This window comes from Agrobacterium sp. LAD9, from assembly GCF_003031125.1.
Classification (GTDB): Bacteria; Pseudomonadota; Alphaproteobacteria; order Rhizobiales; family Rhizobiaceae; genus Agrobacterium; species Agrobacterium radiobacter.
Genome location: NZ_PHGS01000001.1, coordinates 14231 through 36699 on the forward strand (window position 1 = coordinate 14231; position 22469 = coordinate 36699).

A 22469-nucleotide genomic window follows, 5' to 3' on the forward strand; every position below is an offset into this window, starting at 1 on the left:
GCGACATGGACCCGCTGAGCCCGGAAGAAATCGAACGCTACAAGCGTCACATCCTGCTGCCGGAAATCGGCGGCGCCGGACAGCAGCGGCTGAAGGCGGCGCGCGTACTGGTGATCGGAGCGGGCGGTCTTGGTGCGCCCGTGCTTCATTATCTTGCCGCCGCCGGTGTCGGCACGCTCGGCATGATCGATGACGATGTGGTTTCCCTCTCCAACCTCCAGCGACAGGTGATCCACGATACCGGCACGATTGGGGAGCTGAAAACGGAAAGCGCCCGCAAGGCCATCGCCCGTCTCAACCCGTATGTCCGTACTCTTGTTTATGAGGAACGCTTTTCGCAGGTCTGGGTGCATGACCATCTGCAATCCTTCGATCTCCTTATCGACGGCTCGGACAATTTCGAAACGCGTTATACCGCCGCCGATGCGGCGGAGGCTGCCAGGAGACCGCTGGTAACGGGTGCTGTCGGCCGTTTTGACGGCTCGGTGACGGTGCTGAAACCCTACGAGACAAATGCCGAGGGCATTCTGCTGCCCGGCTATCGTGACCTGTTTCCCGAGCCGCCTCCGCAGGGGCTTATTCCCAATTGCGCGGAAACAGGTATTGTCGGCGCGCTGACCGGGGTTATCGGCACGCTTATGGCCATGGAGGCGATCAAGGTGATCACCGGTGCCGGCGAACCGCTGATCGGCCGCCTGCTCCTCTATGATGCCCTGTCTGCCCGTTTCGAAACCGTGCGATACAAGCGGCGGGCAACGGGAGGGAAGCCGTGACCGAGATTATCGAGATCGGAGAGGACTTCGATCGCTGGCAGGAATTGCTGGCGCTCATCATGTCGTCCTTCGCCTATATGGACGGCGTCATCGATCCACCGTCCTCGGCCCATCGCCTGACGCTGGATAATCTCTCCGAAAAGGCGAGGGCGGAAATTGCTTTCGCGGCGCTGGACGGAGGCGAACTGTTGGGCTGTCTGTTCTGCCGACCGGAGCCACCCGCCTGCCTTTACGTCGGCAAGCTGTGCGTCTCACCCCAGGCGCAGGGAAAGGGCATAGGCAAGATGCTGCTGCGGAGGTCCGAAGCGTTGGCGCGCGAATTGGCGCTGCCGGCGCTGCGGCTGGAAACCCGCATCGAGCTGATCACCAATCACGCCAGATTCGCCGCCTGGGGTTTCGTCAAGACTGCTGAAAACGCCCATGCCGGTTACGATCGCACGACCTCGATCGAGATGACCAAGGTCCTCGGCTGAAATCGTCTTCAGCCGATCCGGCTGCGTAAAGTCCGGAGTTATCTTCCCTGGCCGATCACAGAGCCTATTGCAAAAGGCCGGATTGCACCATCTGGGAGAGAAAGACCGAGGAGACGCGGTCAATGCCGGTCTGCGACTGGTTTTCTGCCGATCCGACCCGCCACACAGCTTTCCCCGGCTCGCTGAAGAGCTGGATTTCCGTGCTGACCTTGTGGGTGAGAGGAGCCGCCTTTGTCGCTTCCACCATCTGCTTCATCAGTCTTGCGGACGGCATGCGCGTTCTGTCGCCGATCTCGTCTGCATTTGCACTGGCCTTCAGCCGCTGGAAGGCTGGCGCGACATCCGGCAGAGAGCAGTTCATCCTGATTTGCGCCACAACAACACCCGTGGGCGTTTGTGCACCGATACGTGCGGGCTCCGCCTTACAACGCACCCGTTTCGTACTCGCCACCCAGAGCTTTGCGAATTGCTCCGATTGTTCGTTCGTTGTCCCCTTGGGTGAATGCATGCCTCTGTTTCTGCGCTGCCAGGCGACCGGGTCTGCAACCAGTTCCATATCCGTGTAGCGCGGGCTGCTACCCGAGGATCCCCATTCCTTGTTCAAACGAGACATGCTGGCGCGATCAAAATTCAGCCAGGCGCGATAATAGAGTTCCGCAGTCTCTTCAGGGGAGGGCGAAGCGGCCTGGGCCGAACCGCCGACCAGCATGAGCAGGATGGAGATCACCGTTAAGAACTTCGCCTGGATACCCATTGAACTTTCCCTCCCTATGATCGAACGACGGTGGCCTGAGCCGGCTCAGTTCCGCCCCGGCAGCACCCGGTTCGGGGGACGGTGGCCGTCGAACAGCGTGCGGATGTTGATGATGACCTTGTCGCCCATTTCGATGCGGCCTTCGATCGTCGCGGAACCCATATGCGGAAGCAGCACGACCTTGCCTTCCCTGGCGAGCTTGATGAGCTTGGGGTTCACCGCAGGCTCGTTCTCATAGACGTCAAGACCGGCGCCGGCGATCTTGCCTTCGCGCAGGCACTGGATCATCGCCGCCTCATCGATGATATCGCCGCGCGCAGTATTGACGATGTAGCTGGTCGGCTGCATCAGCGCGAGCCGCCGCGCCGAAATCAGATGATAAGTTGCAGGCGTCGAGGGGCAATTGACGGAAACGATATCCACCCGCGCCAGCATCTGGTCGAGGCTGTCCCAATAGGTCGCCTCAAGCTCCGCCTCGGTGGCCGGATTGACGCGCTTGCGATTATGATAATGAATGGAAAGCCCGAAGGCCTTGGCGCGGCGTGCAACCGCCGTTCCGATGCGGCCCATGCCAACAATACCGATGCGCTTGCCGGAAATACGCCGCCCCAGCATCCAAGTCGGTGACCAGCCAAGCCATTCATCTGCGCCATTGGCGAGCACGCGTGTGCCCTCGATCATGCGGCGCGGCACGGCCAGCACCAGCGCCATGGTGATATCGGCGCTGTCCTCGGTCAGCACATTGGGTGTGTTGGTGACGGTAATGCCCTTGCGGGCTGCGGCATCCACATCCACATGGTCGATACCGTTGGAAAAGCTGGCGATCAGCTTCAGCTGCGGCCCCGCCTGATCGATCATCGCGGCGGTGATGCGGTCAGTGACGGTCGGCACCAGCACATCCACTCGCTGCATGGCGGCGACAAGCTCCGCTTCGCTGCGCGGCGTATCGTCGATATTCAGCTCGGCATCGAAGAGTTCGCGCATTCTGGTTTCGACGACGTCTGGCAATTTGCGGGTGATATAGACTGTCGGTCTCTTCTTGTGGGTCATCGTTTGCCGCTGCCTTGTTCAGAAGTCATTAACCAGAAAGAGCGATAATTTCTTTCAATCAGGGCGTTTCTACCAGACCCACCGGCGAAGACAAATAAAACTCGCTGAAGCTTGAGGCATGTGGAAACGAGCCTCCTTAAATATCATCCGGTTTGCAGAAGGCGGGAAACGGAAATGGGCATACGCAGTGTGGTTTCTATCGTTTGCATTGCATTGTCTCTGGGCCTTCTCGGTGCGGCCGGCGAAGCCATGGCGCAGGGTGCCGCAAAAGGCGCAAGCGGTCTGCCGCTGCCGCGTTTTGTCAGCCTGAAATCAAAGCGCGTCAATATGCGCATCGGCCCGAGCACGGATTATGCCGTGTCATGGATGTATTTGAAATCGGGAATGCCCGTCGAAATCATCCAGGAATATGAAAACTGGCGGCGTATCCGCGATGCCGACGGCACGGAAGGCTGGGTCAATCAGGCCCTGCTGTCAGGTGAGCGCACGGCCGTTGCGGCTCCGTGGATGCGTGGCAAGGGCAAGGAAGTCTTTGTGAACATGCGCCGCGAAGCGCAGTCGGGCGCTTCCGTTGTTGCACGGCTCGAGCCGGGCGTGGTCTTCAGGATCGGCGAATGCAATGGTGACTGGTGCCGCGCCGAGGCCGGTCAGGCCTCGGGCTGGGTTTCGCAGGGCGAAATCTGGGGTGCTTACCCGGGCGAAGCCTTTAAATAAGGCCGTGTTTTTCGCCAAGCGTCTTCAACGATGACATAGGGCGCGGGCCGATCTGCTGAATGACGGCGGCAGCCGCAAGGCAGCCGAGCTTGCCGCAATCTTCGAGCGACCGGTCCTGCGTATAACCAAACAGGAATCCGGCAGCGAAAAGATCGCCGGCACCCGTCGTGTCGACCACGTCATGCACCGGATAGGCTTCTACCTTCACACGCTCCGTGCCGCGCAGGATGACAGCGCCTTCCTCGCTCATCGTCACCGCCGCGATCTTGCAGTCGGCCGCGATTTTGGTCAGCGCCAGTTCGAAATCGTCGGTTTCGTAGAGCGACAGCGCTTCCTGCTTGTTGGCGAAAACGATGTCCACCGTGCCGGAGCGCATCAGGTCGAGAAACTCTTCGCGGTAGCGGCCGACGCAGAAGCTGTCGGAAAGCGTCATGGAGACTTCGCGGCCGTTTTCATGCGCAATGCGGGCGCATTCGCGGATGGCGTCCTTGGCGCGCGGCGGGTCCCACAGGTAACCCTCGAAGTAGGTGACTTTCGTATCCGCCACCACATCATCTTCCACATCTTCCGGACCGAGATCGACGCAGGCGCCGAGATAGGTGTTCATCGAGCGCTCGCCGTCTTCGGTCACGAAGATCATGGAGCGGGCGGTCGGCGGGAAGGTGCCTTCCGGTTTCGTTTCGAAATAGACACCCTGGGCGCGGATATCGTGCTGGAAGATTTCTCCGAGCTGGTCTTCCGCCACCTTGCCGAAATAGGCGGCCTTACCGCCGAAATTCGCTACGCCTGCTGCCGTGTTGCCAGCGCTGCCGCCGGAGGCTTCAAGAGCCGGCCCCATAAGCGAATAAAGCAGCTCGGCGCGTTCCGCGTCGATGAGGTTCATCGCACCTTTGGTAATGGCATTGTCGTTGAGAAAGCGATCATCGCAGCGGGAGATAATGTCGACGATGGCATTGCCGACAGTCAGTACGTCGAATTTCGTCATAGGCCCTATCCGTTTCGCACGGGGTGTGCATATTTTTCGAAAGGTCTTAAACATTTCTCGCGGCAAGAAAAGCCCAAAGAGAAAATATGCGGTTCTCGGGACGGGGCGAAAACGCGTCATCTGCCTGTAATGTGGTTAAGCTATTCCTTCTACCAGAGCAAAAGGTGTGTGAACGCGTACCGGAATGGAAGACATGATGGTCTTCTGGCTCAACCGTTATCTCCGCCACGGATGTACTGGCGGTATATAACGGACATAAAAGGCGGGGGTGACCCCGCTTTTTCTTTTTGGAGAACGCCGGCCCATGGCACCACGTGGCCACTAACGGCGTTTCCGCCCAAGCGCCTCACCACGTTCTTCCCCTTCACGGCATACCTCATCGGACGAAAACGCGGAGCGAAAGCGTATTCGTGATTCCATTCCCGCTGAAAAGGCTCTAAAGCGGAGTATCTCCCCGCAAAAGCCGCGAAAGCTTTCCCTCCATGTCTGCCGTTGCCGCGAATGTCGCCCCGATTTTCATTCTCATCCTGATCGGTTGGCTCACCGTCAAGGCCGGTCTGTTCAGGGCCGATGCCGGCGATATCCTCAGCGACTTTGTGTTCAAGATTGCTGTGCCGACCTTGATCTTCCGCACGCTTGCCGAAGCGAATTTTCACGGTGCTTCGCCTTTCCGACTGTGGATCACCTATTTCGCCGGCGTAGCCGTCACCTGGACGGTTGGGCATATCGTCACCCGTTATGTCTTCAAGCAGGATGTCCGCATCGCCGTCATTGCCGGCATTTCCTCGGCCTTTGCGAACAATATCTTCATCGGCCTGCCGCTGGTCGGGCGGTCCGTGGGGGATGAGGGGCTGGTCGCTCTCTCCATCCTGCTCGCCATCCATCTGCCTGTGATGATGATCGCCGGCACGATCCTGATGGAAAATGCCACCCATAAGGCGGTCGGCGGTGAAAAGCGCAGCATGGCTGCGGTGTTCAAGCAGGTAGGCCGCAATCTCATTACCAATCCGCTGGTGATCGGGCTTGTCATCGGGCTTTCGACCAATGTTTCCGGCGTAGCTCTGACGCCCATTTTAAAAACCGTGGTTGATCAGATCGCGTCGATGGCGGGGCCGGCGGCGCTTATTTCGCTCGGCATGGCGCTGACCAAATACACCATCCGCGGCAATATGGGCATTGCCGTCACCATGACGGTGTTCAAACTGCTGCTTCTGCCCGCCTGTGTGTGGGCAATGGGTCATGCGCTCGGTCTCAGCCGGGAATGGACTGCGGCGCTCGTGCTCACCTCCTCGGTGCCCACGGGGGTGAATGCCTGGCTTATCGCCAACCGCTTCGGCATCGGCCACAGCGTTGCCGCCTCCACCATCAGCATTTCCACAGCGACCGGCGTTCTCTCCGTGTCGCTGTGGGCATGGCTGTTGAGCTGATTATTCTGCTGCGTTGATTACTTCTGGGCGCTCAGAATCTTGAAGCGGGCGTTGCGGCATACTTCAGTGCTGGTGCGGAATTCAGCCGCGAGCACCGGCTCATAGGGCATGCCGCGATTGGCGACCATCAGCAGCTTGCCGCCGCTGCGCAGTGCGCCGGCGGCGGCCTTGATGAAGGCCTGACCGAGGGCAGGTTCTGCTGCCTGTCCCGCCGCATGGAAAGGCGGGTTCATGATGATGAGGTCGTATTTTTCCTTCGGCGGCTCGTTTGCCAGATCCTGCCAGAAGAAGCGCGCCGTCAGTCGCGGATTGTTTTCGAGAAGATTGGTCTTTGCAAATTCCAGCGCGTTCCAGTCTGCTTCAAACAGATCGATACGGGCCGTGCGCGGCGATTTCTCGGCCAGCATGACGGAGAGATAACCCCAGCCCGCGCCGAAATCGGCGGCGTTGCCGTCAAAATCGTTCGGTAGGCGCGATGCGAGCAGTTCTGAGCCATCATCCACGCGGTCATGTGAGAACATGCCGGGCAGGGCGGTGAAACGGCCTTCAACCGTCGCCGGTTTCTGGGCGAGTTTCGACACTGCGGATGCAATATCGTCCGGACGTTTGAACCAGAGGGCGACGCCGTGATATTTCGGTGTCGATTCCGCCTCGATGCCAAGCTTCGCCAGCGTCTTGCGCAGCGTCACGATACCGTCTTCCTTCGATCCTGCCGCGACGATCAGGCCGCCGGCCTTCACGCGCGAAAGTGCTTCGGCGACGCGGTTTTCGTTTTCGCCACGGTGCTTGCCGCACAGCAAAAGCGCCGCATCGTAGTCCTCGCCCGAAACATCCGGGGTGACTTCTGCGCCCTGAGCCTGCAAGGCCCGGTAGAGCGGCCGGAGATGTTGAACCGCGACGATCTCGGCGTCGAAACCATCAAGGCGCGGACCGGCCTCAGCTCCCAGAAACAGAACGCGCTCGCCCTCTTTCGGCATAGGAAGCATTTCCGAGGCAAAGGGGTGGAAAAGGGTTTTCACAGCGTCACGGCTCATGGGAGCATCCTCAAGGTAGAATAGAAAAAAGGCGCGGGCAAAACCCGCGCCTCGATAGGGTCTGGCGGCGCTGCCTTATTCGGCAGCGGCTTCGCCGTCTTCTTTCTTCTTGTCGGCAGCGATTTCCTGGCCGGTGGCCTGGTCGACAACCTTCATGGACAGGCGAACCTTGCCACGCTCGTCGAAGCCCATCAGCTTGACCCAGACCTTGTCGCCTTCCTTGACGACGTCGGAGGTCTTGGCGACACGCTCGGAAGCGAGCTGCGAGATGTGAACGAGGCCGTCACGGGCGCCGAAGAAGTTGACGAAAGCGCCGAAGTCAGCGGTCTTGACAACAGTGCCTTCGTAGATCTGGCCGACTTCCGGTTCCGCAACGATCGAGTGGATCCACTTGCGGGCCGCTTCGATTTCCTTGCCGGAAGAAGAGGCGATCTTGACGGTGCCGTCGTCTTCGATGTTGATCTTCGCGCCGGTCTTTTCGACGATTTCGCGAATGACCTTGCCGCCGGAACCGATGACTTCACGGATCTTGTCGACCGGAATGTTCATCACTTCGATGCGCGGTGCGAATTCGCCGAGCTGGCCGCGGCTTTCGGTGATGGCGTTGGCCATTTCACCGAGGATGTGCTTGCGGCCACCCTGTGCCTGCTCCAGCGCGATCTTCATGATCTCTTCGGTAATACCGGCGATCTTGATGTCCATCTGCAGCGAGGTGATGCCGTCGGCGGTGCCGGCGACCTTGAAGTCCATGTCGCCGAGGTGATCTTCGTCACCCAGGATGTCGGAGAGGACCGCAAAGCGCTCGCCTTCGAGGATCAGGCCCATGGCGATACCGGCAACCGGCTTTGCCAGCGGAACGCCGGCGTCCATCAGTGCAAGTGAGGTGCCGCAGACCGTTGCCATCGACGAGGAGCCGTTGGACTCGGTGATTTCGGAAACGACGCGCAGCGTATAGGGGAACTGTTCCGCAGTCGGCAGCATCGGACGGATAGCGCGCCATGCGAGCTTGCCGTGACCGATTTCGCGACGGCCCGGGGAGCCCATGCGACCTGTTTCACCGACCGAGTAGGGCGGGAAGTTGTAATGCAGCAGGAAGCGTTCCTTGTACATGCCGGTGAGGCTATCGACATACTGTTCGTCTTCGCCGGTGCCGAGCGTCGCAACGACGATCGCCTGGGTTTCACCGCGGGTGAACAGCGCCGAACCGTGGGTGCGCGGCAGCAGGCCGACTTCCGAAACGATCGGACGAACGGTCGACAGGTCGCGGCCGTCGATACGGCTCTTGGTGTCGAGAACGTTCCAGCGAACGATCTTCGCCTGAAGGTGCTTGAAGACGGCGCCGATTTCTTCCGGCGAGTACTTGGCTTCGCCTTCTTCCGGCAGGAAGTGCGCCTTGACCTTCGCCTTCACGGCGTCGACGGCGGCGTAACGGGCAGCCTTTTCAGTGATCTTGTAGGCGTCGCGCAGTTCGGCTTCGGCGAGCGCCAGCATTTCGTTTTCGAGAGCGGAGAAGTCTTCCGGTTCGAATTCGCGTGGTTCCTTGGCGGCAACTTCGGCGAGCTTGATGATCGCGTCGATAACCGGCTGGAAGCCGCGATGACCGAACATGACGGCGCCGAGCATGATTTCTTCGTTGAGTTCCTTGGCCTCGGACTCAACCATCAAAACAGCGTCCTGCGTACCGGCAACGACGAGGTCGAGAACAGACTCGTCCATTTCGTCCAGATGCGGGTTAAGAACATACTCACCGTTGATATAGCCAACGCGCGCGCCGCCAACCGGGCCCATGAAGGGAATGCCAGAGAGCGTAAGCGCTGCGGAAGCCGCAACCATCGACAGAACGTCCGGGTTGTTTTCCAGATCATGCTGGATAACCGTGACGACGACCTGCGTGTCGTTCTTGTAGCCTTCCGGGAAGAGCGGGCGGATCGGACGGTCGATCAGGCGGGAAACGAGAGTTTCGTTTTCGCTCGGACGGCCTTCGCGCTTGAAGTAGCCGCCGGGGATCTTGCCGGCCGCGTAGGTCTTTTCCTGGTAGTTGACGGTCAGCGGGAAGAAGTCCTGGCCGGGCTTCGGAGACTTTGCGGAAACCACTGTCGCGAGAACCATCGTCTCGCCGTAGGTTGCGATGACGGCGCCGTCAGCCTGACGGGCAACCTTGCCGGTCTCGAGCTTCAGCGGGCGGCCTGCCCATTCGATTTCCACGGAGTGTTGATTGAACATATCTTGTCCTTGGTTGTGGCTGCCGCTCCAGCATCGTGCCGGCGGTGGCAACGCGGTGACTCAATCACGGGCAAGACAGCGGGAGGCTTTCGACAAGCAAGCATCCGGCAATCCTGCCCCATGACAGGTCTGCGGTTGAAAAGGCGACACCGGCCCATCCGGGTCTACCTTATCGTCCGGGGGCCACATCTGCGGCAAACGCCCGGAAATTCATATAGCCTTTGAAAGGCCGGATATAAAAACCGGCGGGCATCGTTGCGAAACCCGCCGGAGAAGTTATTAGCGGCGAATGCCGAGAGCACCGATCAGCTTGCTGTAACGGGCTTCGTCCTTCTTCTTCAGATAGTCGAGAAGCGAACGACGGCTCGAAACCAGCGTCAGAAGGCCACGACGGGAGTGGTTGTCCTTCTTGTGGTCCTTGAAGTGACCGGTCAGGTTGTTGATCCGCTCGGTCAGGATAGCGACCTGAACTTCCGGAGAACCGGTGTCACCTTCCTTCGTGGCATATTCCTTGATGAGGGCGGCTTTGCGCTCTGCAGTAATCGACATCGGACGATCCTTTCTGTTTTAAGGAAAAATGGGACGCCTTGAGCCGGGATGTCGTCCAGCTCAGGCCATTCAGCAGCATAGGCAAAGCCCAAGCTGGCGCTGCCTATAAACTATTCCGGGTGCGATGGAAAGAGGCGATTGATTCCTGCCCGCGCTGCCCGGCTCAGCCGAAAACCCGCTTCGGCCGGAACTCGCCTTCACCGATCTCGCCGATAGCGACAAGCTTGCCATGCGCGGTGGCATAGGCTTCCGGATGGTTGGCCGGTGCATCACGCCCGCGAAGCAGGATGGGGTTGCCCATCTTCAGCCGGTGCGCCTGGTCGTCGTTGATGATGAGGCGGGGAAGGGCGGAAAGCGCCTCGGCCGTATCGATCAGGAAGGCGTCCAGCGCCTCCAGCCGTTCGTCGCGGTCCTCCACGGCCTCCAGTGCCGTCAGGGTTTCGAGCGGCACCATCATGTCTTCGCCGAAGGGAGCGACCATGGTGCGGCGCAGTTCCGAAATATGGCCGAAACAGCCGAGATCGCGGCCCATATCGCGCGCCAGCGCCCGCACATAGGTGCCCTTGCCGCATTCCACTTCGAAATGGGCCGTATTGGCGTCCGGGCAGGCAAGCAGCGTCAGGCGATGGATTTCGACCTCGCGTGCGGGGATTTCCACCGTTTCGCCTTCGCGCGCCAGATCATAGGCGCGCTCGCCAGCGATCTTGATGGCCGAAAATTGCGGCGGCGTCTGCAGGATCACGCCGGTATAGTTGGGCAGAATATCGCGGATCGCCTGTTCGTCCGGGCGCTGCTCGGAGGAATCGAGCACCTCGCCTTCCAGATCGTCGGTCGTGCGCTGCTCACCCCAGGTGACGGTAAATTCGTAGATTTTCCGACCGTCCATGACGTAAGGCACGGTTTTGGTGGCGTCGCCGAGCGCGATCGGCAGCATGCCGGAGGCCAACGGATCGAGCGTGCCGGCATGGCCCGCCTTCTGGGCATTGAACAGCCACTTGATCTTGGAAACGGCCTCGGTGGAGCCGAAATCGAGCGGTTTGTCGAGGATGAGCCAACCGGAAATCGGGCGGCCCTTGGGTTTGCGGTTCTGCTGTTTGCGTGGTTTGGACATGCTTCAGTTCTGTTCGTCGTCTTTTTCGTTTGAAGGTCCAAGATCGCGCTGCACTTCGGGCGAGCGCAGAAGGGCGTCGATCTTCTGGTAATTGTCGAAACTCGTATCGTCGCGGAAGCGCAGTTCCGGCATGTATTTCATCTGCCGCAGCTGCGGGCCGAGACGGCCGCGCATGAACTTGGCGTGGCGGTTGAGCGCGCTGATGATATCGGTGTGATCGGCAACGCCAAGCGGCGTCACATAGGCGGTCGCGATCTTCAGATCGGGCGACATGCGCACTTCCGAAATGGAAATGACGGTGCCTTCGATCAGATCGTCGCGGACTTCACCGCGCTGGAGAATCTGGGTCAGTGCGGCGCGCACCTGTTCGCCGACGCGCAGCATGCGTTGCGAAGGGGCCGATGATGTAGCTTTTGCCATGGGTTATGCCTCAAACGGAGCGAGCGCCGGTAAGCCGGCGCCCGACAGTAAATTCCTGTTTTGCGGCGAGAACGCTTAGAGCGTTCTCGTGATGTGTTCGACGCGGAAGCACTCGATGGTGTCGCCGGCGCGGATGTCTTCGTAGTTTTCGAAGGCCATACCGCATTCCTGACCAACCGGCACTTCGTTGACTTCGTCCTTGAAGCGCTTGAGGGTCTTGAGCTTGCCTTCGTGGATGACGACGTTGTCGCGAACCAGACGTACGCCTGCACCACGTTCCACCTTGCCTTCGATGACGCGGCAACCCGCGACCTTGCCGACCTTGGTGATGTTAAACACCTCGAGAATTTCGGCATTGCCGAGGAAGGTCTCGCGACGTTCCGGCGAAAGCAGACCCGACATCGCCGCCTTCACGTCATCCACCAGATCGTAGATGATGTTGTAGTAGCGGATTTCGATACCGGCGCGTTCGGACGCCGTACGTGCCTGTGCGTTGGCGCGAACGTTGAAGCCGATGATCGCGGCGTTCGATGCCTCGGCAAGCGAGATATCCGATTCCGTGATGGCACCAGCACCAGAGTGAACGACACGAGCGCGGACTTCGTCTGTGCCGAGCTTGTCGAGCGAAGCGATAATGGCTTCGACCGAACCCTGCACGTCCGCCTTGATGACCAGCGGGAATTCCTTCAATCCCGAAGTCTGCAACTGGCTCATCATCTGTTCCAGCGAACCGCGCTGGCCGGTCTGACGGGCGACAGCCTTGTCGCGGGCCAGACGCTGGCGGTACTCGGAAATCTCGCGGGCGCGGCTTTCGTTTTCGACGACCGCAAAACGGTCACCGGCCGAAGGCGTGCCGGAAAGGCCGAGAATCTCGACCGGCATTGCCGGACCGGCTTCCTTGACGTGTTCGCCCTTGTCGTTGACGAGTGCGCGCACACGGCCCCACTGGTCGCCGGCAACGATGATCTGGCCGGGCTTCAGTGTGCCCTTCTGCACGAGAACGGTCGCAACGGCACCGCGTCCACGGTCCAGCTCGGCCTCGATGACCGTGCCTTCTGCGGTGCGGTTCGGATCCGCCTTCAGATCGAGGATTTCGGCCTGAAGCAGGATCGCCTCGAGCAGCTTGTCGAGGTTGAGCTTGTTCTTGGCCGAAACTTCGACATCAAGAACTTCACCACCCATCGATTCCACGAAAACTTCGTGCTGCAACAGCTGCTGGCGCACCTTTTCCGGGTTTGCCTCGTGCTTGTCGATCTTGTTGATCGCAACGACGATCGGAACACCGGCAGCCTTGGCATGGTTGATGGACTCGATCGTCTGCGGCATCACACTGTCATCAGCGGCGACAACCAGCACTGCAATGTCGGTTGCCTGCGCGCCACGGGCACGCATGGCCGTAAAGGCGGCGTGGCCGGGAGTGTCGATGAAGGTGATCTTCTGACCGTTCTTTTCGACCTGGTAGGCGCCGATATGCTGGGTGATGCCACCGGCTTCGCCAGCGACCACGTTCGCCTGACGAATGGCGTCGAGCAGCGAGGTCTTGCCGTGGTCGACGTGACCCATGATCGTCACGACCGGCGGACGGGAAACCATCTCGCCTGCGTCGTCGGCCTGGTTGAAGATACCTTCTTCAACGTCGGATTCGGAAACGCGCTTGACGGTATGGCCGAATTCGACCGCGATCAGTTCCGCCAGATCGGCGTCGATCACGTCGCCCGGCTTCATCATCTGGCCTTCCTTCATCAGGAACTTGATGACGTCGACGGCGCGTTCGGACATGCGCTGCGACAGTTCCTGAATGGTAATGGTTTCCGGCAGGATCACTTCGCGCATGACCTTTTCACGGGTTTCCTGCATCTGGCTGCGGCGGAATTTTTCCTGGCGGCGGCGCATGGATGCCATGGAGCGACCACGCGGCGTTCCGTCTTCATCCAGATTGGACGAGGTAACGGTCAGCTTGCCGCGACGGCGTTCTTCTTCCGTCTTCAGGCGGGCAGCGGGCTTGGCCGGAACCGGAGCCACGACCTTGCCGCGAGCCGGAAGGCTGCTACCGCGGCGCGCACTACGATCGTCCTCGTCGTCACCACCGGTACGACGTCCGCGCGGAGCGACGGCGTCAGGCGTGGCAGGAGCAGAACGGGGAGCGGCGGCTGCAGGCTGAGGACGGGCGTCGGCTCGTGGCGCAGGTGCTGCGGCCGCAGCCGGCGTTTCATCGGCCGGTTCGGATTTTGCTTCAGTGGCAGGCTGGCTTGCAGCCACCTTTGCAGCCGCTGCCTCTTCGACGGCGCGGCGTGCCGCCTCTTCCTTTTCGGCTGCGATGCGCTGTTCTTCCTCGACCTTGCGGCGCGCTTCATCTTCCGCGCGCTGCTTGGCTTCCACCACGTCACGAGCCTGCGCTTCCATCAGCGCGCGGCGACGGGCTTCCATCTCGCCTGCTGAAAGGTCGTGCAGAACATTGCCACGCGGTCGGTCAGGCTGGCGCTGCTGGGGTGCGGACGAGCCCGGACGCTGCTGCGACTGGGAAGAACCCGGACGCTGCTGCTGGCCGCCCGGCTGGTGAATACGCTGCTGGGGAGCCTGCGGACGCGGTGCCGAAGGCGCGGGGGCTGCTACCACTGGCCTCGGTGCTGCCGCAACAGGCTGAACCGGCTTCTCGTCTTCGGGACGCAGGGGGCGGCGCTTGCGTGTTTCCACGACAACCGCGTTTGTGCGACCTCGACCCATGTCCTGCCGCACGGTACCTTGATTCATCCCGCCCGGTTTCAGGGTAAGAGTCTTCTTGGCCGGCGCATTGAGTGTCTTGTCGTCGTTGTTGTCGGTCATTCCGTTCCCGTTCCTTCGGACGAGAACCGGATGACGTTCATCAGGTCTCGTCGTTCAATTGCTGCATCGGAACGCGGCGACCGTTCATGTCGGGCAACCGCGTCATTGTTCTGTCCGGGCAGCGTCGCGTTCCGCCTGAGATCGACCGCCAAGGCGGTACTGCTCAAGCATCGTTGCGCGCTTCACTACACCTTCACCCGCCTGCCCTGCAAGCGCGCAGGCATGGATAAAAGCATTCTGGCCCATCAACTCGTCCATTTCGGCTTCGCTAAAGAGCCGGAAGGACGGAATTTCATTGCCGGCATCGCTGCCGAGCGCCCAGGCCTTGCGGGCCTGGTCCAGTTTTCTCACGCCATCGGCCGCAGCATCGGTCGCGTGGAATACGGCGATCGCGTTCCCGGACCGGACGGCGGCATCGACCTTCGTCGCGCCACTGATGAACTGGCCCGCCTTGCGCGCCATGTTCATCATACCAGCCACATGCTGCGCCATCAGCCGGTCGAGAATAGCAAGAAGCTCGGGTCCGGCCTTGACGTCACGTTTGAGCGCCCGCGCGAAGAGCTTCTTCGCGATGGCCTTCTCGATCAGGGCGCGCTCGGGTGTTACCCAGCAGCCGCGCCCCGGCAATTGGCGTTTCAGATCCGGCACGACGCTGCCGTCCGGGCCTGCGACGAAGCGGATCAGCTCATCCGGCGATCCGCTTTGCCGTGTCACAATGCACATACGTCCATTGACGTCGCCTTTGAGCCGCCCGTCGTCATCCGTTTCGGGCAGCTCGTCCGGCTCATGCGCCTGCGATGTCATTCCTGTTCGGCGGTATCCGCCTCCTCGGCAGCTTCCGCATCGGCTTCCTCTTCAGAAGCGAGCTCTTCGGCGGTGATCCAGCCTGCCAGAAGGCGGGCCTGCACCACCATGTTCTCGGCTTCGACGCGCGAAACGTCGAGCTTGGAGAAGATGCCTTCGAACTTCTTCGTCTCGCCGTCCTTGCGCTCGCTCCAGCCGACCAGGTCGTCTGCGGCACAGCCGGCAAAGTCCTCGATGGTCTTGATGCCTTCTTCACCGAGGGCGACCATCATCTGCGAGGTCAGGCCGTCGATCTGGCGCAGTTCGTCGGAAACGCCGAGTTCCTTGCGCTTGGCGTCCATTTCGGCTTCCAGGCGCTCCAGATATTCGCGGGCGCGGGTCTGGATTTCATCGGCGGTGTCTTCGTCGAAGCCGTCGATCGACGAAATTTCGTCGAGATCGACATAGGCCAGTTCTTCAACCTGCGCGAAGCCTTCCGAAGCCAGAACCTGACCGACCATTTCGTCGACATCCAGCGCTTCCATGAAGAGGGCCGTACGCTCGTTGAATTCCTTCTGACGGCGCTCGGATTCTTCCTGCTCGGTCATGATGTCGATATCCCAGCCGGTCAGCTGCGATGCCAGACGCACGTTCTGGCCACGGCGGCCGATGGCGAGCGACAGCTGCTCATCCGGAACAACCACTTCGATGCGCTCGGACTCTTCATCCAGAACGACCTTGGCGACTTCTGCCGGCTGCAGGGCGTTGACGATGAAGGATGCCGGCTCCTGGCTCCACGGAATGATGTCGATCTTTTCGCCCTGGAGTTCGCCGACGACGGCCTGAACGCGCGAACCGCGCATACCGACGCAGGCGCCGACCGGATCGATAGACGAGTCGTTCGAGATAACCGCGATCTTGGCGCGCGAACCCGGGTCACGGGCAACCGACTTGATCTGGATGATGCCGTCGTAGATCTCAGGAACTTCCATGGTGAACAGCTTCACCATGAACTGCGGATGGGTACGCGACAGGAAAATCTGCGGGCCGCGCTGTTCGCGGCGAACGTCGTAGACGTAAGCGCGCACGCGATCGCCGTAACGCATGTTTTCACGCGGGATCATCTCGTCACGACGGATGATACCTTCACCACGGCCGAGATCGACGATGACATTGCCATATTCGACGCGCTTGACGGTGCCGTTGACGATTTCGCCGATACGGTCCTTGAATTCGTCATACTGGCGGTCACGCTCGGCTTCGCGCACCTTCTGCACAATCACCTGCTTGGCGGACTGGGCGGCGATACGGCCAAAATCCATCGGCGGCAGTGGGTCGGCGATGAAGTCGCCGAGCTTGGCGTCCGGGTTGCGGTCGCGGGCCAACTCAAGCGGGATCTGGGTCGAATAGTCCTCGGCCGCTTCGACAACTTCGAGAAGACGCTGCAGGCGAATTTCGCCGGTCTTGGAGTTGATGTCGGCGCGGATGTTGGTTTCCGAACCATAGCGCGAGCGGGCGGCTTTCTGGATAGCGTCGGCCATTGCGGCAAGCACGATTTCGCGGTCGATGACCTTTTCGCGCGCCACAGCATCGGCGATCTGCAGAAGCTCAAGCCGGTTAGCACTCACTGCCATTTTTCTATCTCCGTAAGTCGCATAATTGCGTTGATCGCCCGTTTTTTCGGGCTTTACGTTGGAATTAGTCTTCGTCTGCTTCGTTTTCGTCGTTCTGGTTTGCGGCGGCGGCCTTGGCGGCCTTGTCTGCCCGCAGCGCATCACGAATAAGGTCGTCCGTCAGAATGAGCTTCGCATCGGAAAGCGCGCTGAACGGAATGATGACTGTCGGCTCTTCGCCGTAGGCGATCTGGTCGCGTTCCAGCTTGAAGCCGTCAGCATTAACCTCAACGATCTTGCCGCGAAACCGCTTGCGGTTCTCGACCAGAATGGAGGTCTCGACCTTCACCAGATGGCCCTGCCAGCGGGTGAAATCCGATTTGCGAACCATCGGCCGGTCGATGCCGGGCGAGGAAACTTCGAGATGATACGCTTTATCGACCGGATCTTCCACATCAAGAACCGGTGAAATCGCCATCGAAATGGCTTCGCAGTCCTGAACGGTCATGGTTCCGTCTTCGCGCTCGGCCATCACCTGCAGCGTCATGCCGTTCTGGTTGGAGAGCCGCACGCGCACCAGAAGATAGCCCATGCCCGTCAGAACAGGCTCGATGATCTCGGCAATGCGCTGGTCGATGCCTGTTTCGGTAATCAGTCGCGGTTCTTGTGCGGTGTCTGCCATCTGGCCTTCCGGTCTTTGATTTTCACCGGGCTTTCTGCCCGTGGTTTCCGGTTCGCCTAACGAAAAAGAGCGGAGCCTTGCGGCCCCACTCTTCATCAAGCGATCAAGAATTTCAGGGGTCATATAGACCCATCGGGGCGGGATTGCAAGGTTTTAGCGGGCTCCTCCGCTTCGGTCACTGCCTTCGCCACATTTTCACCCTTACCTTGTCGGAAAGGCTGGCATGATTACCGGCACTGTCTATAGTTGCCGTTTGACAAATCGCAGTTGCATCAAGTGGACAGAGCGTGCCTGACCGTAAATCGCCACTCGCGCCTTTAAGGCATTTGACTTACAGACGAATCTGGGTCGCGAGCCTTGCCTCGAATTTCGGCGGACTGATCCAGGCGGTGGGCGCCGCATGGATGATGACGTCGCTCTCAAGTTCGGAAAACATGATCGCTCTGGTGCAGGCCTCCACCTCTTTGCCGATCATGCTGTTCTCACTGATTTCAGGCGCGCTGGCCGATAGTTTCGACCGCCGCCGCATCATGATTTCGGCGCAGCTGCTGATGCTGACGGCCTCTGTGCTGCTCACGGTTTTTGCCTGGTCCGGCTGGCTCACGCCCTGGCTTCTGCTCTTCTTCACCTTCATGATCGGCTGCGGCACGGCGCTCAACAATCCGTCCTGGCAGGCATCGGTCGGCGAAATGGTGCCGCGCGAGGATTTACCCGCCGCCGTGACGCTGAACAGCGTCGGCTTCAACATCACCCGCAGCGTCGGCCCGGCCATCGGTGGTATCATCGTCGCCGCCGCCGGTGCTGCCGCTGCGTTTTTCGTGAATGCGCTGAGCTATTTCACCCTGATCTACGCCCTGTTTCGCTGGCAGCCGCCCAAATATGCCTCGACATTGCCGCGCGAGCAGCTTCTGGCCGCCATTTCGGCCGGCATGCGTTATGTGGCGATGTCGCCCAATATCGGCAAGGTGTTGGTGCGCGGTTTCCTCTTCGGCCTTTCCGCCAGCGCCATCCTGGCGCTGATGCCCATCGTCGCCCGCGATCTGGTCGAGGGCGGTCCGCTGACCTACGGCGTCATGCTCGGCGCATTCGGTGTCGGCGCGATAGCCGGCGCGCTGGTCAGTGCGAGACTGCGTGAGGTCCTGTCCAGCGAATGGATCGTGCGCGTCGCCTTTTTAGGCTTCGCTTTCAGCTCCGGCGTGACGGCGGTGAGCACGAGCGCGATCATCACCTCGCTTGTCCTGACGGTTGCCGGCGCCTGCTGGGTTCTGGCGCTGTCGCTCTTCAACACCATCGTCCAGCTTTCCACGCCGCGCTGGGTGGTGGGTCGGGCGCTGTCGCTTTACCAGACGCTGACCTTCGGCGGCATTGCGGTCGGCAGCTGGCTGTGGGGTGAGTTGGCGGAAGACTACGGCATTTCCTATTCGCTTCTCTGTTCCTGCGTGCTGATGCTGCTCGGCGTCGTCGTCGGCCTCAAGCTCGCAATGCCGGCCTTCGCCTCGCTCAATCTCGATCCGCTCAACCGTTTCGTGGAACCGCCGCTGAGACTGGACATTAAGCCGCGCAGCGGCCCCATCGCCATTCTCATCGATTATGAAATCCATGACGAGGACCTTGGCGAATTCCTGCCGTTGATGGCCGAGCGTCGCCGTATCCGCCTGCGCGACGGCGCGCGCAACTGGAACCTGATGCGCGATCTCGAAAACCCCGACATCTGGACGGAAAGCTACCATGTGCCGACATGGGTGGAATATGTCCGCCACAACCACCGCCGCACCCAGGCGGATGCGGAAGCCTGGGACCGGCTGCTTGAGCTTCACCGGGGCAAGACGCGGCCGCGGGTACACCGGATGATCGAGCGGCAGACCATCCCGCCGACCGACGATATCTTTCACAAGCCGCATACCGATCAGCACTAAAAGACGATGCGCTGGGAGAGTGGCGGCGGCTTTTACCCCACACGCGCCGTCATCCTCGGGCCTGTCCCGAGGATCCAATCACCTGTCGTTAAATCAATCGGTTGCAGATGCTCGGGAAAGGCCCGAGCATGACGAAGGAGAGGTTTGTGCTTCGCCAGCAACCTGCTATTTCAGTTTCGCCTTTAGCGTCGCATCGGGAAAGCAGGTCGGAACGAGCCCGTTCTTCGCCTGCCAGTCGCCGAGCGAGCGGCGCGTCTTGAAGCCCGCCAGCCCATCGGCCTTGCCGACATCATAACCCTTGGCGACCAGCGCCTTCTGCATGGCTAAAACGTCTGAGCGCAGCATCGACCCGACATTGCCCCATTCACCCTTGAACGATCCTGCTCCATGGGTGATGCGGTCGGCGAGATTGCCGATGAAGAGCGCGTAGAGATCGGAATTGTTATATTCCTTGATGACGTAAAAATTCGGCGTCACCACAAATTCCGGTCCGTGCCGCCCGGCCGGCACCAGCATCATGCCGTCGGCGGATAGGTCATTGGCCGGAAAGGCTTTTCCGGAAATGCGGGTAATGCCCATCTTCGCCCAGTCGGCCACCGGCCGGGCAAGATCAGGACCTTCCTGCGCGCAGGAGACATTGGCGGGGATAGAGACTTCAAAACCCCAGTCACGATTGCGCTGCCAGCCGCGCTGGGAAAGATAGTTTGCTATGGATGCCAGCGCATCCGGCACGGAGTTCCAGATATCGCGGTGGCCGTCGCCATCGAAATCCACGGCATATTTGAGATAGCTCGACGGCATGAATTGCGGCTGGCCGAGGGCGCCGGCCCAGGAACCCATCATGCGCGAGGCCGCGATATCGCCGCTTTCGACGATCTTCAGCGCATCGATCAGCTCGGCGCGGAACATCTCCTTGCGGGTCGACATATAGGCTTTTGTGGCGAGTACATCGACCACGGAATGCGGCAGTTTTGCCCGGCCGAACCCGGATTCGCGACCCCAGATCGCAACGACGATATCACCCGGAACACCGTATTTCGCCTCGATCCTGCGCAGCGTCGCCGCATGGGTGGCTGCAAGCGAACGGCCGGTGCTGGCCAGCCCCTGCAGCCGCTTTTCGGAGAAATAGGCGCCGGGTGAGGAAAATTCCGCCTGGCTCTGGCTCTGCTCCTTCGGCGGCTTCTGGCCGGGAATGACGAGATCGGGCAGGTCCCAGCTGATGGAGAGACCACTGAGCGTAGCTTCAAGCGTCTTTTGTGAAATGCCGGCCTTGCGGGCTTCCGGCCAGATTTCCTTTTTCAGCCAGGCATTAAATTCGGCGTCATATCGGGCTGCCGCTGCTCCTGTCGGTGCCGATTGCGCTAGAGCTGTCGTTGCTGAAAAAACGGAAAGAAGTGCAGCCAGTGCCTTCGGGGCAAAATGGATTCGCATTCGGTCTCCTCTTTGAATGACGGGGAGGGAGGGGACTTCAGATCGTCGTGCGCGCCCGAAGCGCCGCCGTCAATGTGCCCTCGTCGAGATAATCGAGCTCACCGCCCACCGGCACGCCATGCGCAAGCCGGGTGATCTTGATGTCGAGACCGGAGAGGCGGTCGGTGATGTAATGGGCGGTTGCCTGTCCCTCCACCGTCGCATTGACGGCGATGATAAGCTCGCGAATGCCGCCCGCGCTGACACGGTCGATCAGGCCCTTGATATTCAGGTCCTCCGGCCCGACGCCATCGAGTGGCGAAAGCGTGCCGCCGAGAACGTGGTAGGCGGTGTTCATCGCGCCCGTCCGCTCCAGCGCCCAGAGATCCGATACGTCTTCCACCACGATGATGATCGACTGGTCGCGCCGATCGTCGGTGCAGACGGTGCAGGGATCGATGGTATCGACATTGCCGCAGCAGGAGCAGATCTTCACCTTGTCATAGGCCTCGCCCATGGCATGGCCCAGCGGTCCGAGAAGCTGCTCCTTCTTCTTGATGAGATGCAACGCTGCCCGCCGCGCCGAGCGGGGCCCAAGCCCCGGCACTTTTGCCAGAAGCTGGATGAGTTTTTCAATTTCGGGACCGGTGACTCGTTTTGCCATGAGCGCTTTCTACTGCATAAATCGGGAAACGGGAATCATGAAGCACGAAGGGCAGGCCATGAAAATACAGGCGGTATGCCGGGGCGAGGCAAAAAGCCTGCCGGGAAAGACGACGAAGACGGGCATCTTCAAGCATCCCGTGAAGGGGCCGGTCATGGTGGATGCCGAAGGTATCGTCAGCGATGCCGTCTGCAATCGCAAACATCACGGCGGGCCGGATCAGGCAATTTACGTGATGGGCTCCGTTGATCTCGACTTCTGGTCCCGCGCTCTGGGTTTCGTGGTCGAACCCGGATTTTTCGGCGAGAACCTCGTGCTTGATGGTGTCGACAGCGCGAAACTCCATGTGGGTGACAGGTTCTCGGCAAGCGAAGTCTTGCTGGAGGTGACCGCTGCCCGCATTCCCTGCGCCACGCTGTCGGCCCGGATCGGCGATCCCGATTTCGCACCGCGCTTCCGGCAGGCAGGCCATCCGGGTTTTTATTGCCGGGTGTTGAAGGGCGGAATGCTCGCTGCCGGGGAGGATATCGCCTTTGCAGCCTATCAGGGAACGAAGCTGCCGATACCGACTATTCTGCAGCGCTTCCGCCCCATGCAGCTCGACGCAGCCGAACGCAGGACCTATCTCGAAACACCGCTTGCAAGCCGGTTCCGTGCGATGCTGGAAGCCTGAATCTCGCCTTGAGACAGGGACGGCGACCACGCCATGCGTGTCGCCATCCTCTTCGGGTTGATTATATTAGAACGGGAATTTCATGCCGGGCGGCAGCGGCAGACCCGCGGTCAGGCCGGCCATCTTTTCCTGTGCCTGCGCTTCGCCTTTTTCCTTGGCGTCCTTATGGGCAGCCACGATCAGGTCCTCGAGGATTTCCACCTCGTCTTCCTTGAACAGCGAAGGATCGATTTTCAGGCCGCGCATTTCGCCCTTGCCGTTGAGAATGACGGTCACCAGACCGCCGCCGGCCCTGCCTTCGACTTCAAGGGCGGCGATTTCTTCCTGCACCTTCTCCATCTTGGACTGCATTTCCTTGACCTTGCCCATCATGCCCATGATGTCACGCATGT

The 22469-nt window shown here is 60.4% G+C and carries 21 protein-coding genes; 6 read left to right on the plus strand and 15 right to left on the minus strand.

Features of this window, described 5'->3' with window-relative positions; translation table 11 throughout:
- Positions 1-5: 5 nt before the first annotated feature.
- Both DA915_RS00065 and DA915_RS00070 read left to right on the plus strand, forming a co-directional pair.
- Complete coding sequence (locus tag DA915_RS00065) at positions 6-773, plus strand: molybdopterin-synthase adenylyltransferase MoeB (RefSeq protein WP_107674700.1); 768 nt, start codon at positions 6-8, stop codon at positions 771-773.
- Positions 770-1246, plus strand: coding sequence for a GNAT family N-acetyltransferase (locus DA915_RS00070; protein WP_107674702.1), 477 nt, complete (start codon positions 770-772; stop codon positions 1244-1246). The genes DA915_RS00065 and DA915_RS00070 overlap by 4 nt, the downstream gene beginning before the upstream one ends.
- Before the next feature lie 64 nt (positions 1247-1310).
- Here the strand turns inward: DA915_RS00070 and DA915_RS00075 are convergent, their stop codons facing one another.
- Together DA915_RS00075 and DA915_RS00080 are read right to left on the minus strand one after the other, a co-directional pair.
- Positions 1311-2000 (minus strand): hypothetical protein, encoded by a 690-nt coding sequence (locus DA915_RS00075; protein WP_107674704.1) that lies wholly within the window; start codon positions 1998-2000, stop codon positions 1311-1313.
- A 45-nt stretch (positions 2001-2045) separates the two neighbouring features.
- Positions 2046-3050: a D-glycerate dehydrogenase gene (locus tag DA915_RS00080; RefSeq protein ID WP_003507155.1), complete on the minus strand. Its 1005-nt coding sequence runs from the start codon at positions 3048-3050 to the stop codon at positions 2046-2048.
- A gap of 174 nt (positions 3051-3224) precedes the next feature.
- Here DA915_RS00080 and DA915_RS00085 point away from each other — a divergent pair, with 174 nt between their 5' ends.
- Positions 3225-3764, plus strand: coding sequence for an SH3 domain-containing protein (locus tag DA915_RS00085; RefSeq protein WP_003507156.1), 540 nt, complete (start codon positions 3225-3227; stop codon positions 3762-3764).
- Here DA915_RS00085 and DA915_RS00090 read toward each other — a convergent pair.
- Positions 3757-4749: an adenosine kinase gene (locus DA915_RS00090; RefSeq protein WP_107674707.1), complete on the minus strand. Its 993-nt coding sequence runs from the start codon at positions 4747-4749 to the stop codon at positions 3757-3759. The genes DA915_RS00085 and DA915_RS00090 overlap by 8 nt on opposite strands.
- Positions 4750-5231: 482 nt before the next feature.
- Here DA915_RS00090 and DA915_RS00095 point away from each other — a divergent pair, with 482 nt between their 5' ends.
- On the plus strand, positions 5232-6176 hold the full coding sequence (locus DA915_RS00095; protein WP_003507159.1) for an AEC family transporter: 945 nt from the start codon (positions 5232-5234) through the stop codon (positions 6174-6176).
- A 17-nt stretch (positions 6177-6193) separates the two neighbouring features.
- On the opposite strand, the gene DA915_RS00100 is transcribed toward DA915_RS00095, so the two are convergent.
- From DA915_RS00100 to rimP, 9 genes are all read right to left on the minus strand, one after another.
- Positions 6194-7210, minus strand: coding sequence for a class I SAM-dependent methyltransferase (locus tag DA915_RS00100; RefSeq protein ID WP_035213073.1), 1017 nt, complete (start codon positions 7208-7210; stop codon positions 6194-6196).
- 75 nt (positions 7211-7285) lie between these two features.
- Positions 7286-9433: a polyribonucleotide nucleotidyltransferase gene (gene pnp / locus DA915_RS00105; protein ID WP_003507162.1), complete on the minus strand. Its 2148-nt coding sequence runs from the start codon at positions 9431-9433 to the stop codon at positions 7286-7288.
- 279 nt (positions 9434-9712) lie between these two features.
- Positions 9713-9982 (minus strand): 30S ribosomal protein S15, encoded by a 270-nt coding sequence (gene rpsO / locus DA915_RS00110; protein WP_003492949.1) that lies wholly within the window; start codon positions 9980-9982, stop codon positions 9713-9715.
- 163 nt (positions 9983-10145) lie between these two features.
- Positions 10146-11093, minus strand: coding sequence for a tRNA pseudouridine(55) synthase TruB (gene truB / locus DA915_RS00115; RefSeq protein ID WP_003507165.1), 948 nt, complete (start codon positions 11091-11093; stop codon positions 10146-10148).
- Positions 11094-11096: 3 nt separating this feature from the next.
- A complete protein-coding gene (gene rbfA, locus DA915_RS00120) occupies positions 11097-11513 on the minus strand; it encodes a 30S ribosome-binding factor RbfA (protein WP_006309910.1) in 417 nt (138 codons plus the stop codon).
- Between the two features lie 75 nt (positions 11514-11588).
- Positions 11589-14336: a translation initiation factor IF-2 gene (infB, locus tag DA915_RS00125; protein WP_107674709.1), complete on the minus strand. Its 2748-nt coding sequence runs from the start codon at positions 14334-14336 to the stop codon at positions 11589-11591.
- Between the two features lie 102 nt (positions 14337-14438).
- The gene (locus DA915_RS00130) at positions 14439-15140 is read right to left on the minus strand and encodes an RNA-binding protein (RefSeq protein ID WP_003507171.1); all 702 of its coding nucleotides are present in this window, start codon (positions 15138-15140) and stop codon (positions 14439-14441) included.
- Positions 15137-16753 (minus strand): transcription termination factor NusA, encoded by a 1617-nt coding sequence (gene nusA / locus DA915_RS00135; protein ID WP_003507172.1) that lies wholly within the window; start codon positions 16751-16753, stop codon positions 15137-15139. Before nusA ends, DA915_RS00130 begins: the two co-directional genes overlap by 4 nt.
- Before the next feature lie 64 nt (positions 16754-16817).
- Positions 16818-17414, minus strand: coding sequence for a ribosome maturation factor RimP (rimP, locus tag DA915_RS00140; RefSeq protein WP_003507173.1), 597 nt, complete (start codon positions 17412-17414; stop codon positions 16818-16820).
- Positions 17415-17701: 287 nt separating this feature from the next.
- Here rimP and DA915_RS00145 point away from each other — a divergent pair, with 287 nt between their 5' ends.
- Complete coding sequence (locus DA915_RS00145) at positions 17702-19330, plus strand: MFS transporter (protein WP_060722713.1); 1629 nt, start codon at positions 17702-17704, stop codon at positions 19328-19330.
- Positions 19331-19495: 165 nt separating this feature from the next.
- Here the strand turns inward: DA915_RS00145 and DA915_RS00150 are convergent, their stop codons facing one another.
- Together DA915_RS00150 and recR are read right to left on the minus strand one after the other, a co-directional pair.
- The gene (locus tag DA915_RS00150) at positions 19496-20761 is read right to left on the minus strand and encodes a lytic murein transglycosylase (protein ID WP_107674711.1); all 1266 of its coding nucleotides are present in this window, start codon (positions 20759-20761) and stop codon (positions 19496-19498) included.
- A 37-nt stretch (positions 20762-20798) separates the two neighbouring features.
- Positions 20799-21404, minus strand: a complete 606-nt coding sequence (gene recR / locus DA915_RS00155) for a recombination mediator RecR (protein WP_107674714.1) — start codon at positions 21402-21404, stop codon at positions 20799-20801.
- 37 nt (positions 21405-21441) lie between these two features.
- Here recR and DA915_RS00160 point away from each other — a divergent pair, with 37 nt between their 5' ends.
- On the plus strand, positions 21442-22077 hold the full coding sequence (locus tag DA915_RS00160; RefSeq protein ID WP_003507178.1) for an MOSC domain-containing protein: 636 nt from the start codon (positions 21442-21444) through the stop codon (positions 22075-22077).
- Between the two features lie 66 nt (positions 22078-22143).
- Here DA915_RS00160 and DA915_RS00165 read toward each other — a convergent pair whose 3' ends face one another.
- Positions 22144-22467, minus strand: coding sequence for a YbaB/EbfC family nucleoid-associated protein (locus tag DA915_RS00165; protein WP_003507179.1), 324 nt, complete (start codon positions 22465-22467; stop codon positions 22144-22146).
- Positions 22468-22469 lie beyond the last annotated feature (2 nt).

Bases quoted from the DNA above. Each gene is read 5' to 3' on its own strand.
- nusA (WP_003507172.1), bottom strand. From the start codon at position 16,753: ATGGCAGTGAGTGCTAACCGGCTTGAGCTTCTGCAGATCGCCGATGCT.
- pnp (WP_003507162.1), bottom strand. From the start codon at position 9,433: ATGTTCAATCAACACTCCGTGGAAATCGAATGGGCAGGCCGCCCGCTG.
- rbfA (WP_006309910.1), bottom strand. From the start codon at position 11,513: ATGGCAAAAGCTACATCATCGGCCCCTTCGCAACGCATGCTGCGCGTC.
- DA915_RS00065 (WP_107674700.1), top strand. From the start codon at position 6: ATGGACCCGCTGAGCCCGGAAGAAATCGAACGCTACAAGCGTCACATC.
- DA915_RS00100 (WP_035213073.1), bottom strand. From the start codon at position 7,210: ATGAGCCGTGACGCTGTGAAAACCCTTTTCCACCCCTTTGCCTCGGAA.
- DA915_RS00150 (WP_107674711.1), bottom strand. From the start codon at position 20,761: ATGCGAATCCATTTTGCCCCGAAGGCACTGGCTGCACTTCTTTCCGTT.
- DA915_RS00080 (WP_003507155.1), bottom strand. From the start codon at position 3,050: ATGACCCACAAGAAGAGACCGACAGTCTATATCACCCGCAAATTGCCA.
- infB (WP_107674709.1), bottom strand. From the start codon at position 14,336: ATGACCGACAACAACGACGACAAGACACTCAATGCGCCGGCCAAGAAG.
- DA915_RS00130 (WP_003507171.1), bottom strand. From the start codon at position 15,140: ATGACATCGCAGGCGCATGAGCCGGACGAGCTGCCCGAAACGGATGAC.
- rimP (WP_003507173.1), bottom strand. From the start codon at position 17,414: ATGGCAGACACCGCACAAGAACCGCGACTGATTACCGAAACAGGCATC.
- recR (WP_107674714.1), bottom strand. From the start codon at position 21,404: ATGGCAAAACGAGTCACCGGTCCCGAAATTGAAAAACTCATCCAGCTT.
- DA915_RS00085 (WP_003507156.1), top strand. From the start codon at position 3,225: ATGGGCATACGCAGTGTGGTTTCTATCGTTTGCATTGCATTGTCTCTG.
- truB (WP_003507165.1), bottom strand. From the start codon at position 11,093: ATGTCCAAACCACGCAAACAGCAGAACCGCAAACCCAAGGGCCGCCCG.
- DA915_RS00090 (WP_107674707.1), bottom strand. From the start codon at position 4,749: ATGACGAAATTCGACGTACTGACTGTCGGCAATGCCATCGTCGACATT.
- DA915_RS00165 (WP_003507179.1), bottom strand. From the start codon at position 22,467: ATGCGTGACATCATGGGCATGATGGGCAAGGTCAAGGAAATGCAGTCC.
- DA915_RS00075 (WP_107674704.1), bottom strand. From the start codon at position 2,000: ATGGGTATCCAGGCGAAGTTCTTAACGGTGATCTCCATCCTGCTCATG.
- rpsO (WP_003492949.1), bottom strand. From the start codon at position 9,982: ATGTCGATTACTGCAGAGCGCAAAGCCGCCCTCATCAAGGAATATGCC.
- DA915_RS00095 (WP_003507159.1), top strand. From the start codon at position 5,232: ATGTCTGCCGTTGCCGCGAATGTCGCCCCGATTTTCATTCTCATCCTG.
- DA915_RS00160 (WP_003507178.1), top strand. From the start codon at position 21,442: ATGAAGCACGAAGGGCAGGCCATGAAAATACAGGCGGTATGCCGGGGC.